Here is a 13348-nt window from a genome sequence, read left to right on the forward strand (position 1 = left end):
CTGGGCCACGCGCTACATCGATTCCTGCGGATCCGCGCGGCCGTCGGCGCCGCCCGGGCCGTACGCACCGACAAAGTCCCGCAGCTTCCGGGTCTGGTAGCTGCGTGCCAGCGTCGTGAGCTGCTCGATCCAGGGTCTGAGCCGCGGATCGTGCTGCGCCATCCGCTCCGCCTCCTCCAGGATCTTGTGGACGAGCCCCTTCTTCGCGAGCGCCGACAGGATCGCCAGCTCTTCGGCCGGAGGCGGCGCGAGGTGGCCGCCGCCGTCGGGCTGCTTCGCCGGCGCATCGCGGGCGGGGGCTTCATCGCGGCGAAGCCACTCGATGCCCAGCAACCGCGATATCTTGTCCAGGAGCGCGCTCGCCACGATCGGCTTGGGCAAGAAGTCATCGCAGCCGGCGCTGGCGCACTGCTGCCGCTCGGCCTCGGATACGCTCGCCGACGAGGCCAGGATGACGACTCGCCGGAGCTCGGGCACGAGCCTGAGGCGACGCGCGGTCTCGTAGCCGTCCATGTCCTTCATGTACACGTCCAGCAGGATGAGCGCCGGCGCGCGCAGCGCCGCCATGCGCAGCGCCGCCTCACCGCCGTCCGCCTCGCACAGATCGAAGCCGAGCGGGACGAGGAGCCCGCGTACCACCGCGCGATTGTCGGAATTGTCGTCCACGATGAGTATCGTGCGGCGCTCCCCCGGATAGCCGACGATCGTGTCCCACCCCCTGGCTTCGCCTGGGCTCGTCGCGAGCTGCGCCTCGGCGAGCGGAAGCGTCACGGCAAAGACACTGCCCTCGCCGACCTCGCTCTGCACCTCGATCGCGCCACCCATCTGTTGCACGAGCTTCTTCGTGATGGCGAGGCCAAGCCCTGTGCCCTCGCTCTTCGCGCTCTGCTCCCCCACCTGCTCGAAGGGCTCGAAGATGCGTGACTGCTGCTCCGGGGCGATCCCAGGACCCGTATCCTCGACCCGGAACCGCACCATCCGCCCGGCAGGGACGGTCTCCTCCAGCACCTCGACATGGAGGGACACGCCTCCCCGCTCGGTGAACTTGATGGCATTGCCGAGGAGGTTCAGGAGCACCTGCATCAGCCGCTTCTCGTCGGCGCAGACGGCCAGAAGCGCAGGGCCGTGCAGCTCATGGGAGAACGCGATCCCCTTCGCTTCGGCGCGCACCCGGCACAGGTCGACCACCGTCCGCACGAGCGCGCTCAACCGGAACTCCGTCAGGACGGAGTCCACCTTGCCCGCCTCGATCTTGGCCAGCTGCAGCAGGTCATTGATGAGCGAGAGCAGGTGCTCGCTCGACTTCTGGATGACCCGCAGGCCCTCCCGCCACGCCGGCGGGACGTCGGGCGTTCGCTCCAGGATCTGGGCATAACCCATGATCCCGTTGAGCGGCGTTCGCAGCTCGTGGCTCATGCTGGAGAGAAAGTCGCTCTTGGCCTGGCTGGCGCGCTCCGCGGCCTCCTTGGCGACGCGGAGCTCGACGGTGCGCTCCTTGATCTTGGCCTCCAGGTCCCGGTACAGGAGGGCGTTCTCCACGGCGATGGCGGCCTGCGCGGCGAGCACCGACAGGAGCTCCACCCGCCGCTCGGGGAACGCCGCAGGCACCTCGCGATGCTCGAGGTAGAGCACGCCCACGAGGCGCCCTCGATGCGACAAGGGAAGCGAGAGGAGCGAGAGCACGGAGCGCGAGGCCAGGTACGGATCGGCCGCGAAGCGCGCGTCCGACCGGGCGTCGTCCACCACGACCGGCTCGTTCGTGCGCGCCACGTAGTGCGCCACCGTCCTCGCCACCTCGCCGCTCTGCGAGAGCGGCTCGGACAGGCCCGTCTCGATGCGGCCTCCCTCCACCGAGAGCCGCGCCACGACCGAGAGCTCTTCGCCTTCGCCCAGCAGCAGGACGCCGCGCTGCGCCCCGGCGCTCTCCAGCACGAGCTCCATCAGACGCCCGACGACCCGCTCCGGGTCGAGCTCGCTCGACAGCGCCCGCGCCGCGCGCACCGCGGTGTTCACGTCGAGCTGCGCGCCGCCGGTGACTCCCGTGGTGGTCAGCGTGGCGACGCCCGTCGTGCGGCGGCGCTCCGCCGTCGCGGGCTGCGCGGGCGCACGGAGCAGGGCCGGCCATCTCGCCTCCAGGTGGGCCACCACGGCGCGCGCTTCCCAGCGAACATAAGCGTCCCTGGCCTCGCGCAGGTACAGCGCGGCGACACGGCGCCTGCCCGCCTCGAGGTGAAACTCGGCGCAGAGCTGAGCCGCCAGGGCTTCGATGTGAAAGAATCGCTGCGCGCGCGCGAGCTCGATGGCCTCGTCGTACCTGGCCATGGCTTCGTCGGTCTTGCCCTGCACGCGGGCGTGCTCGGCCTCGAGGAGGCGCAGCTTGTGGAGGAAATTGTCCGCGCTCCCCTCGGCGAAGTACCTCAGCCGCGCGAGGCCTTGCTCGATGTCGTCGCGGAGCCCGGCCCGCTCCGCCGCGTCCGCGGCCTCCGGCCAGCACCTCGCGGCCGCGAGCGCGAGCCAGAGCGGTATGTCCGTGACCGGGGGAAAGCCGAAGATGGACACGCGGAACTGCTCGGCCTCCCGTGCCCGCGAGAGGGCCATCGGGTACGCGCCGGCGACGAGGAACAGGTGCGCCTCGAGGATGCGAGCCAGCTCGGCCGCCATCCCGTCCCCGTCAGCCAGGAGGGAGCGCGATCCTCGTGAGAGCGGCTCGCCCGACAGGAGCCTCCCCGCGCCGTCGGCGGTCGTCAAGAGGTCGCACCACGACGCGATCGTCTCGAAAAAGTGCGTCCCGAGCGCGGTCCCCGCGCGCTGCATCAACCCCCAGCGCGCCGCCCGGTGCGCCTCGAGCTGCCCGAGCGGCTGGCCGCGCCACACTCGGTAGTAGAACAGGTCGCCTTCCAGCCCCCAGCTCGTCCCCTGGAACGAGCCGACCTTCAGGCCGGTCGCGCAGGTTCGCTCGAAGATGGGCGCCATTTCATCCGCGGGGCGGGAGTAGGCCGTGTACTGCCCCTGGAAGGACAGACACTCTGCCAGGAAGGGCGACGCGACGCGCTCGGCTGCGCGCACGCCAGGGCCGACCCAGCACGCAGCGCGACGATACATGCCTGTGGTGAGCGACCAGACGTTCGCGAAGCAAACGATGATGAAGGGAGAGACCGGCGTGAGCGCGCGCCGCTCTCGCACCCTCAGCACGGCGCGGACGATCACGAGCCCGGACAGCACCGGCTGACCGCCGATCGCCGCACACACCATGAGGTGCATCGTCAGCGCATCGATGATCACCTGCTCCGGGGAAGGATCGAGGGGCATCCGTTCGAACGCGTCCGGTTCGCGCTCGAACCATCGATCCAGCTCGGCGGACTCCTCGAGGAGCGCGGCGCGGCGCGCCTCGTCCGCGCCCGGAAATGCGATGTCCTGCTCCGTGAGCGCGGCGAGCCCGAGCTCGACCCCTCGCGCGAACTGACCCGCCGCCTGGGCGCTGCGGACGCGCATCTCGTGCGCCGAGAGCCTGGTGAGCGCCGGCAGCGGCCTGGCGAGCAGCCGCGCGCACCGCGCCTCGACGTCGTCGAACTCCCGCAGCAGAAAGGCCGCCTCGATCTGCTCGAGCGCGAGCTCCGCGCACAGCGGCGCGTCCTTGCGCCAGGCGTCATCGCCCAGCAAGTCCTGCGCGGTCTCGGCGAGGCTCAGGAGGAGCCGGTACGAGCTCGCCGCCTTCGCGGCGCGCGCGGCCTCGAGGTTCAGCCGCGCCAGCGCCTCGCGCTCGTCTGCGGAGTCCATCCGCGCCGAGCCCAGGTTGAGGTGCCGCACCAGCTCCAGGAGCTCTTGCGGCGTGCCCCCCTGCGTCCGGTGCCGCGCCCACAGCCGCCGGCCGATCTCCAGGTGCGCCAGGACGCGCTGCGCCGGCGGGGCCCGCTCGTAGCTCGCCTGCTGCACGCGGTCGTGCAAGAAGCGGTATTCAGCGTCGAGCGCTCCTTTTCCGGCTCCGGCTCCGGCTCCGGTTCCGGCTCCGGCTCCGGCCTCTCCCAGCGCCTGGGCGGTCCGGTAGGCTCCATCGGCCGGCACCACCAGCTCCTCCCGCAGGGCGGGCCACAGCGCGCCGGTCACCCGGGCGCGCTCCCATCCGCTGAGCCGCTCCAGGTCGTGGAGGTGGAAGGTGTGCCCCGCGCACGCCGCGAGCCCCAGGAGCTGCTGTGTCGCTTCAGGCATCTCGAGCAGCTTGTCCGTCAGGAGGGCGACGACGTTGTCGGTCACCTGCGCCTGCTCGATCTCCTTCTGGCCCCAGCGCCACGCGCCGCTCTCCTGGTCCCGCGCCACCTTGCTCTGCCGGTGCAGCGACAGCAGCAGCTGCTCCATGAAGAACGGGTTTCCTCGCGTCTTTTGCCACAGGATGCGCGAGAGCGGCTCCACCCGCGCCGCCTCGCTGTTCAGCGCCCGCGCTGCCCATGCCTGCACGTGCTCCGCCGACAGGGGGCGCACCGACATCCTCGACACCCTCGCCCCGCTCTCCTCGACCGACGCCACGAGCCTCCACAGCGGGTGCTCGGGGGGCGCCTCGTTGTCGCGGTACGCCGCGAGCACGAGGAGCTCTCTTCGCTCTGCGTCGGTCAGCAGCGTCCTCAGGATCTCCAGCGTGGCGCTGTCGGCCCACTGCATGTCGTCGAGGAACATCACGAGCGGCGCGTTCGGCGTCGTGACCGCCCGCACGAAGTTCAGCCAGGTCAGCCTCTGGCGGGCGAGCACCTGCTCGCCGTGCACCGGCGGCACCGGCGCGAGCTTGCCCATGATCAGGTCGAGCGCCGGCACCACGTCGGCGATGAGCCGGGCGTTGTCCCCCACGTCGGCCCTGATTCGCTCCTGCCACGCCGTGAGCGTCGGCTTCGGGCTCGCCAGCCACTGCTGCATCAGCGCCCCGAACGCCTGCGCCATGGCCGCGAAGGGCGTCGACCGCGCGAGCTGGTCGTGCTTGCCCGAGATCAGGTGCCCGCGCCCCGCACGCGCGATGTCCTGGTAGACGGTGCGCACGAGCGCCGTCTTGCCGATGCCGGACGGGCCGCCGATGAGCACGAGCTCCGCCGCGCCCCCGGCGGCGCGGGCGAAGGCCGCGCCCAGGAGATCGCGCTCGTGCTCCCGCCCGACGAGGACGTCTGGCAGCCGCAGCCTCTGCGAGAAATCCTTGTCCCCGAGCGCGAAGCGCTCCACCGCGCCGCGCTCGCGCCACATGCGCAGCGCGCGCTCCAGGTCCTCCGCTGCCCCCTTGGCCGTCTGATACCGCCGGTCAGGGTTCTTCGCGAGGAGCCTGGACACGATCGCCGCGAGGCCCGGAGGCACGCCGGGGGCGACCTCGTCGAGGGACGGCGGCTCCTTGGCCAGGTGCGCGTGCACCAGCGAGAGCGGGTCGCGCTCGGTGAACGGCAGCCGCCCCGAGAGCGCCTCGAAGAGCGTCACTCCGAGCGAGTAGAGGTCGGTGCGGGGATCGAGCGCTCGCGCCGTGCGGCCCGTCTGCTCGGGCGACATGTACGCCAGTGTCCCCTCGAGCCCTTCGGGGATGCTCGCCGCCGTCGCCTCCAGCGGCAGCGACGAGGCGATGCCGAAGTCGAGCAGCTTGACCTGCGCGTACGCCGCGTCGACCAGCACGTTCTGGGGTTTGATATCCTTGTGCGTTATGCCGGCCGCGTGCACGGCCTCGAGGGTTCGAGCGAGGAGCGCTCCCAGCCTCAGCCCCGCTTCCACCGGCAGGCGCCCGCGCTCGGCGAGCTGGTGATCCAGCGACCGGAAGCCGGGGTCCTCGATCACCAGCGCGGCCGCGCCGCCCCGCGACAGGAGCTCCCGCGCCCGTGCTACCCCCGACACCTCTCTCAGCTGTGTGAGGATGTGATGCTCATGCAGGATGCGCCCCGTCACGCGCGAGCTCGACGCGGCCGCCACGGGGAGCTTGAGCACAACCCTGTCGCCGGAGGGGCGATGGACCGCGCGGCACACGCGGGTCTCGGCCCCTTCGTGGATCACCTCCCCCACAACGTAGTCTCTCAGATCCATCCCGGTTCAGCTCCTCTTCGGGGCCGGCGGAGACGCCGGGCGATCAACGGAATTCTCCGGTACTTCAGCGCTCTGGCTTGTGCTGGCGGCGGCCGCGTGTCCGAAGCGCGTGCTCCACGCCCGACTGCAGGGTGGCCTTCGTCACGAGCTGATCGAGGTGCACGTCGAGCGCGACGAACGTTTGCGCTACCTCCGCGCGGATGCCCGTGACGACCGTCCGCGTGCCGAGCAGCGAGAGCCCCATCGCGGCTTGCACGAGCATGCGCGCAACCGTCTCATCTACTGCTTTCACGCCGGTGATGTCAATGATGAGATAGTCCGCCCCGCGCTCGCTCGCTCCGCGCAGCGCTGTCTCGACCGCTTGTCCGGCACGCTCGACGTCCACCGTGCCGATGAGGGGCATCACGAGGACGCCATCGATCATCGGAATGAGCGGAGCGGACAGCTCGAGGAGCCGCTCCCGCTGGGCCGCGATGATCTGCTCTTGCAGCGCCGCCCTGGCCGCCTCCGCGCGCTCGCTCTGCATCAGCTGCTGCGAGAGCCGCTCGTTCGTGTCGCGCAGCAGTTGCACGGCCTGCGCCAGCGCCTCCTCCGCCTTGGCGCGCTCCCCAATCTCCTCCGAGAGCCTCGTATTCCGCTCCTCGAGAGCCCGCGTTGCGCGCCGGAGCGAGATCTGGGTGTGCACCCGCGCCAGGAGCTCGGTCTTCTCGAACGGCTTTGTCACATAGTCGACGGCGCCTACGCGGAAGCCCTGGAGCCTGAACCTCGCTTCAGCGAGCGCCGTCATGAAGATGACGGGGATGCCCTGCGTCGCCGGATCGGCCTTGAGCCGCCGGCACGTCTCGAACCCGCTGAGGCCGGGCATCAGCGCGTCGAGCAAGATGAGGTCCGGCTGGGCCCGGCTGACCAGCTCGATCGCCTCCTCACCGTCGCGCGCGACCGCGACCTCCAGGCCATCCGACATGAGCGCGTGCGACAGCACGGCCAGGTTGTCCGCGCTATCGTCCACGATGAGGACGAGCCCAGAGAGCGGAGTTTCTTGTTCTTGCATGGGTCTCTGCCGGCTCAGCACGATCGAGCGAGCCTCGTGCGCCCGGCCGGCGTGCCCCAACGCACGGCGGGCGAGCAAATGCGTACACTGTGAGCCGGCGGCCCCATCACAGGCAACATTCTGTCTTCTCTTTTTCCGTTCGTACCACGGGCTGTTCAGCCTTAACATCCCTTTTGTAGGCGGAAGCGGAGAGAGTTGTAGGGTGCGGTGGAGAGGGTACGCTGCGCCACACAGGTCAACCATTCCCTCTGCGTACGCATGAGATGGGCGCTTTCCGCCTCGTTCCAAGGTCCGATGTCGGCTCGCCTCACTTGCTTTCCTTCGCGAGGAGGCCTCCGCTTTTTTCGGCTTTCACGCTCCATCCCATCTCCAGCCGCTGGAGCTCCTCACGCTCGGGCGTCGTGAGCGCTCCCGGCCGCTGGCCGGTGTTCCGGTCGTCCGCCTTCGCCAGACGTACCGCCTCCGCGTTGAGCTCCGGCCCGAACAGGGCCTCTTACTCCGTCCCATCCCTGCCTCGCCGGTGCCTTCTGGGGGTCCACGGAGGTGCGGAGGATCACGGCGCGGCCCTGGGCGAGGACAGCCATGTTGAGAGCGGCCTGGCGTCGGGCGCCGCGACGCCGAGCGCGACCGATCGACCGGCGGCTGCCCGCCCGGGGCTTCTCGCGAGATGAATGTGCGCGCGCGTCGGCGCATCTAGCGCCTCGTGGCCCGCGCTCCTCCCGCGTCCAGAACCAGGGAAGCGCTCGGGAACCCGTCGTCAATACGCGGAACGGAAAGGTGGAGCACGTGAGGCACGGAGGCGCTCGGGTGTGGCAGGGGCTAAGCGGGGCTGCGGTGCTCGGGATGGCGCTGACCCTCGGCTGCACGACCGGCGGCGGTGGCCAGGGAGGGGCCGGGGGAGAGCCGGCGACCGGCGGCGGCGGTCAGGGCGGCGCGGGGGGAGAGCCGGCGACCGGCGGCGGCGGCCAGGGAGGCGCGGGCGGAGAGCCGGCGACCGGCGGCGGTGGCCAGGGAGGGGCCGGGGGAGAGCCGGCGACCGGCGGTGGCGGTCAGGGCGGCGCGGGGGGAGAGCCGGCGACCGGCGGCGGCGGTCAGGGCGGCGCGGGCGGAGAGCCGGCGACCGGCGGCGGCGGTCAGGGAGGGGCCGGGGGAGAGCCGGCGACCGGCGGCGGCGGTGGCGGTGGCGGCACAGCGAGTTGCGAGCCGGGGTCGCAGCTGAGCTGCTATTCGGGGCTACCGGGGACGCAAGGCGTGGGGCTCTGCACCGCCGGTGCTCAGACCTGCCTCCCAGACGGATCTGGCTATGGCCCGTGCACCGGCGAGATCACGCCGTCCGCTGAAGACTGCGCCTCGGAGGCCGACGAGGACTGCGATGGTACGGGGCAATGCTCGCTTCCGCCGCTTTGGTCCGCCGCGCTGGGCGGCGCCGGCGCTGACGCCGCCTACGGCGTCGCAACGGACGCCGCGGGCAACCTCTATGTGACGGGCGCGTTCGTGGGGACGGTCGATTTCGGGGCGGGGCCGCTCGTGAGCGCAGGATCCGCGGACGTGTTCGTGCTCAAGCTCGACCCGGCAGGCCATGCGATATGGAGCAGACGATTCGGCAGCAGTCCGTACGGGGAAGCCGGAACCAAGATCGCGCTCGACGCGAGCGGCAACATCCTCCTCGGCGGGACCTATCGCGGCGCCACCTTCGACGGGCCGCCGCCTGTGGACTTCGGAAGCGGCCCGCTCCCCTGGGCCTATGACTTCTCGCCGAACGCCGTCTTCTTCGTCAAGCTCGATCCGGACGGGAACCACCTCTTCAGCCACGGATACATCACCGGGAGCGCCGCGAGCTCGATCAACCTACGAGACATCGCGGCAGGCGCCGGGGGCACCTCCGCTGCGCTGTTCGTCTACCCGAGCTCCGTCGACACCGGCATGACCGTGAGGGCGTACAATGCGGCGGGCGAGTACATATGGGGCTTCTCCCATCGGTCGTTCGACAGCCCGGGTGGGATCGCCATGGACAGCGCCGGCAACGTCCTTCTGGCCATGGGGCACAGCAAGGGCCCAGGGTTATGCCCCTGCGCCTATTATTTCCATGTCGAGAAGCGAGACCCTGCAGGCACCACGCTCTGGCAAAAGCTCCTGTCCGGACCGTCGGCGCCGGACTTCTCGGATGACGGCGGAGAGGCAAAGGATGTCGCCGTCGACCCCGAGGATCATGTCGTGGTCGTGGGCCGCAGCCTGGGAAATCTGGATCTCGGCGGTGGGCCAGTCCCCGCCGGAACACACTTCGTGGTGAAGCTGAGCCCGCTCGGCGACTATCTCTGGCACCGAGAGGCTCCGAGCGACGCCGTGGTCACGGACTCCGCCGGCAACATCATCGTCCTGGGAGCGCAGTCCCTCGTCAAGCTCGATGCTTCCGGCGCGGAGCTCTGGCGCCGCACGTTCACGGGCACGCCCGCCACGATAAGAGGCTTGACGACCTATCGCGCCGACCGCATCGCGCTCGTCGGCGACTTCACGGGTACAGCCGACTTCGGCGCCGGCCCGCTCACCGCCGCAGACAAGGACGGCTTCGTCGCGGTCATCGCCCCCTGACGCACGCGAGCGCGCCTGCGTCGGGGGTGGTCCGCGGCGGCTCGGTCCAGGCTGGGCGACCCCGACGACGGCCCAGGTGGGGGTGAAAGCGCGACCAGCGGTCGGGGCGCCGTGAGCGCCAGCTGGCCGCGCGGCGGAGGCGTTGCGCCTGCGGGTCGACGGCGAGCCGCGGGGGCTGCATCCCGCTGCATCCCGCGTCGACGCGGTCTACCAGCGGGCGTGACAGGCGCCGTGGCGCCCCCCGCGAGGGAGGTCTCGTGGTCCCGCCGAGGGGGGGTGATGACCGGCTCGGCCCGATCTCCGCCCCGCGGCCCCCGCGCGTCCCGCGAAAGCCTGGACAGTCACGCGGGCGCCGAGGCGCGCTCGGACCGCGCCGGGCGCCGGGCGGCGGGTGAGGGGCCTCGCGAAGGGGCGCGCTTCGCGACGAAGTAGGTTAGAGTGCGCGCCATGCCTGATTTCGCCAAGCTCGCCGCCGCGGCCTCGATCGCCCGCGGCCTCGCCATGGATGCCGTCCACGCCTGCTCATCCGGTCACCTCGGCCTACCGCTAGGGGCCGCCGAGATCGGCGCCGCGCTCTACGGCGACATCCTCCGCCACGATCCGAGCGAACCGCACTGGTTGAACCGCGATCGCTTCGTCCTGTCCGCCGGTCACGGCAGCATGTTCCTCTACGCCTGGTTGCACCTCTCGGGCTATCCGGTGTCCCTCGACGACGTCCGCCGCTTCCGGCAATGGGAGTCGAAGACGCCCGGCCACCCGGAGTACCATTACACCGAGGGTGTCGAGGCGACGACGGGCCCGCTCGGCCAGGGCGTGGGCAACGCGGTCGGGCACGCGGTGGCCGCCAAGATGCTCGCCGCGCGTTACAACACGCCGGAGCACACGATCTTCGATCTCAATGTCTACTGCCTCGCCGGCGACGGCTGCCTCCAGGAGGGCGTGGCCGCCGAGGCGGCCTCCTTCGCGGGGCACTTCAAGCTCGACAACCTGATCCTCATCTACGACGCCAACGACGTCACCCTCGACGCGATGGCCATCAAGACCCAGAGCGAGGACACGGCCAAGCGCTTCGAGGCCTACGGCTTCGAGGTGCTCCACATCGAGCAGGGCAACGATCTGGAGGCCGTCCACCGGGTGCTCGGCCAGGCGCGGGCTTCGAAGAGCGGAAAGCCGAAGTTCGTCGTCGCCCACACCCTCATCGGCAAGGGGATCCCGGAGGTCGCCGGCACGCAGAAGGCGCACGGCGAGGGCGGCGCCAAGTTCGTGGATCAGGCCCGCAAGAACCTGGGGCTGCCCGCGGAGCACTTCTACGTCAGCGAGGAGGTGAAGCAGTTCTTCGCGACGCGCAAGGAAGCGCTCGCCAAGGTGCGCGGGGCGTGGGAGGCGACCTTCCAGGCCTGGCGCGCGAAGAACCCCGAGCTCGCCCGCCAGCTCGACGACGGCCTCGCGAAGAAGATCCCGGCGGACCTCGACGCGCGCGTCCCCGCCTTCGCCGCCGGCACCAAGGTCGCCACGCGCAAGGCCGGCGAGACCGTGCTGCAGGCGGTCGCCGAGGCGGTGCCCGCGCTCATCGGGTCGAGCGCCGACCTCTACGGCTCGACGTTCAACTACATCGCGTCGAGCACCGACTTCGATCCGGAGCACCCCGGCGGCCGGAACATCCGCGCCGGCATCCGCGAGCACGGCATGGGGGCGATCATGAACGGCATCGCGTACCACGGCGGCCTGCGCCCGAGCGGCGCGACGTTCCTCGTGTTCGCGGACTACCTGCGGCCGAGCGTCCGCCTGGCCGCGCTGTCGCACCTGCCGGTCATCTACATCTTCACGCACGACTCGGTGGGCGTGGGCGAGGACGGGCCGACGCACCAGCCCGTGGAGACCGTCGCCGGGCTGCGCGCCATCGTCGATCTGGACGTCATCCGGCCGGCGGACGCCGAGGAGACGGCCGGCGCCTGGATCTCCGCGCTGGAGCACAACGACGGCCCGACGGTCCTCGCGCTCACGCGCCAGGCCGTCCCGCTGCTTCCGGGGGACGCCGCCGCCAAGCGCGAGGGCGTCCGGCGCGGCGCCTATGTCCTGGTCAAGGAGACGGCGGCGCTCGAGACCATCCTGATCGCGACGGGCAGCGAGGTGCAGCACGCGGTCGAGGCCGCGAAGCGGATCGGGCCCGGCGTCCGCGTCGTCTCGATGCCCTGCGTGGAGCGGTTCGCGCGCCAGGATCACGCCTACCGCGAGGCCGTGCTGCCCGCCGCGTGCACGCGGCGCGTGTCCATCGAGGCGGGCGTCACCTTCGGCTGGCACCGGTGGGTCGGCTTCAAGGGGATCGCCCTCGGGATCGACCGCTTCGGCACGAGCGCCCCTGGCGACATCGTGATGGACCGGCTGGGCATGAATGCCCAGGCGGTGGTGCAGGCGGTGCAGGACCTCGTGCCCTGACCCCCTGAAAAAGCGCGGGAGCGCCGGGGAGCAACGTTCCTCGGCGCTCCCGGCGTGGTTTCCATCTCCCGCTCCGCCGCCGCCGGCCGGCCGCATGACCGACGAGAGCGCTGGACGCCGCCCGCCGCCGAGCTAAAAGCGGGCCCGTGCCGTCGGGCGACCTGATCTCGCAGCTGCTGGCCCTCTTCGCGGTGCTCGGGGTCGGCGTGCTGCTGCGGGCGCTGGGCCGGGCCGGCCAGGCGGACGCCGCCGTGCTGCACCGGCTGGTCATCGACGTCACCACGCCCGCGCTGATCGTCACCGTGCTCCGCCGCTCGGGCATCGGTCACGGCGCGTGGGGCGCGGTCGCCGCGTCGACGGTCGCGCTCTTCGCGTGCGCCCTCGCGGGGGTCGCCGTGGCGCGGGCGCTCGGGCTCCCGCGCGCCGCGCAGGGCGCCGCCGGCCTCGTCGGCAGCTTCTCCAACACCGGCTTCCTCGGCGTGCCCGTCGTGCTGGCCCTCTACGGCGACGCGGGCGGCGCGGCGGGGACGGCGATCCTCGTCGACAGCATCGTCACGGCGCTCCTCCTGTGGACCTTCGGCGTCGCGCTCGCCGCGCGCATGGGCGGGGGCGGCGGCGGCGGGGAGGGGCGGGGCCTGCTCGCGGTGCTCCTGCACCCCAATGTCCTGTCGATCGCCGTCGGGCTCACGCTCCACGCGGCGCCGATCCCGCTGCCGGTGTGGCTGGAGCACGCGCTCGGCGCGCTCGGGAGCGCGACCCCGACGCTCGTGTTCCTCGCGCTGGGCCTCAGCCTCGACCTTGCCTCGCTCCGCGGCCGCGTGCGCCCGCTCGCGGCCGTCGCCGCCGTGAAGCTGCTCCTCTCGCCCGCGGTCGCGCTCGGCGCCGCGGTCGCGCTCGGCCTGAAGCGGCCCACCTCCGAGGTGGCGGTGCTGCAGTCCGCCATGCCGACGTCCATGGTGTCCGTCATCGTCGCCGCGCGGTACGGCTGCGACGGCCAGTTCGCCGCGGCCACCGCGGTCGTGACCACGCTCGGCGCGCTGGCGACCCTGCCGATCGTGGTCGAGGCGCTGCGCCGGATCGTCCCGTAGCGCGCCCTCCGCTCCCCGCTCATGAACGCGACCCAACCCGGCCTGACGCGGCCTGACGCGACCCAGAGCGCAGGTCCCGCACAGGTGTGAGCGCCACCACGCGTCCAATCGCTGAGAGCCGAGCTCTGCAAATCGGCTTGGCAATGCT

At 71.6% G+C, this 13348-nt stretch carries 5 protein-coding genes; 3 read left to right on the forward strand and 2 right to left on the reverse strand.

What is annotated here, in order from left to right; translation table 11 throughout:
• Window positions 1-12: 12 nt before the first annotated feature.
• The gene (locus ACSRUE_RS27945; protein WP_441286264.1) at window positions 13-6036 is read right to left on the reverse strand and encodes an AAA family ATPase; all 6024 of its coding nucleotides are present in this window, start codon (window positions 6034-6036) and stop codon (window positions 13-15) included.
• A gap of 64 nt (window positions 6037-6100) precedes the next feature.
• Window positions 6101-7330: a response regulator gene (locus ACSRUE_RS27950; protein ID WP_441286265.1), complete on the reverse strand. Its 1230-nt coding sequence runs from the start codon at window positions 7328-7330 to the stop codon at window positions 6101-6103.
• 543 nt (window positions 7331-7873) lie between these two features.
• Here ACSRUE_RS27950 and ACSRUE_RS27955 point away from each other — a divergent pair.
• The 3 genes from ACSRUE_RS27955 (at window position 7874) to ACSRUE_RS27965 (ending at window position 13200) form a co-directional block, all read left to right on the forward strand.
• Window positions 7874-9676, forward strand: a complete 1803-nt coding sequence (locus tag ACSRUE_RS27955) for a hypothetical protein (RefSeq protein WP_441286266.1) — start codon at window positions 7874-7876, stop codon at window positions 9674-9676.
• Window positions 9677-10123: 447 nt separating this feature from the next.
• Entirely contained in the window at window positions 10124-12112 is a 1989-nt protein-coding gene (gene tkt, locus ACSRUE_RS27960) for a transketolase (RefSeq protein ID WP_437767304.1), read from the forward strand.
• 146 nt (window positions 12113-12258) lie between these two features.
• Complete coding sequence (locus tag ACSRUE_RS27965) at window positions 12259-13200, forward strand: AEC family transporter (RefSeq protein ID WP_441286267.1); 942 nt, start codon at window positions 12259-12261, stop codon at window positions 13198-13200.
• The last annotated feature ends 148 nt before the right edge of the window (window positions 13201-13348 follow it).

The sequence above is a fragment of the Sorangium sp. KYC3313 genome (assembly GCF_052075895.1).
Classification (GTDB): domain Bacteria; phylum Myxococcota_A; class Polyangia; order Polyangiales; family Polyangiaceae; genus Sorangium; species Sorangium cellulosum_B.

Bases quoted from the DNA above. Each gene is read 5' to 3' on its own strand.
- ACSRUE_RS27945 (WP_441286264.1), bottom strand. From the start codon at position 6,036: ATGGATCTGAGAGACTACGTTGTGGGGGAGGTGATCCACGAAGGGGCC.
- ACSRUE_RS27950 (WP_441286265.1), bottom strand. From the start codon at position 7,330: ATGGTTGACCTGTGTGGCGCAGCGTACCCTCTCCACCGCACCCTACAA.
- tkt (WP_437767304.1), top strand. From the start codon at position 10,124: ATGCCTGATTTCGCCAAGCTCGCCGCCGCGGCCTCGATCGCCCGCGGC.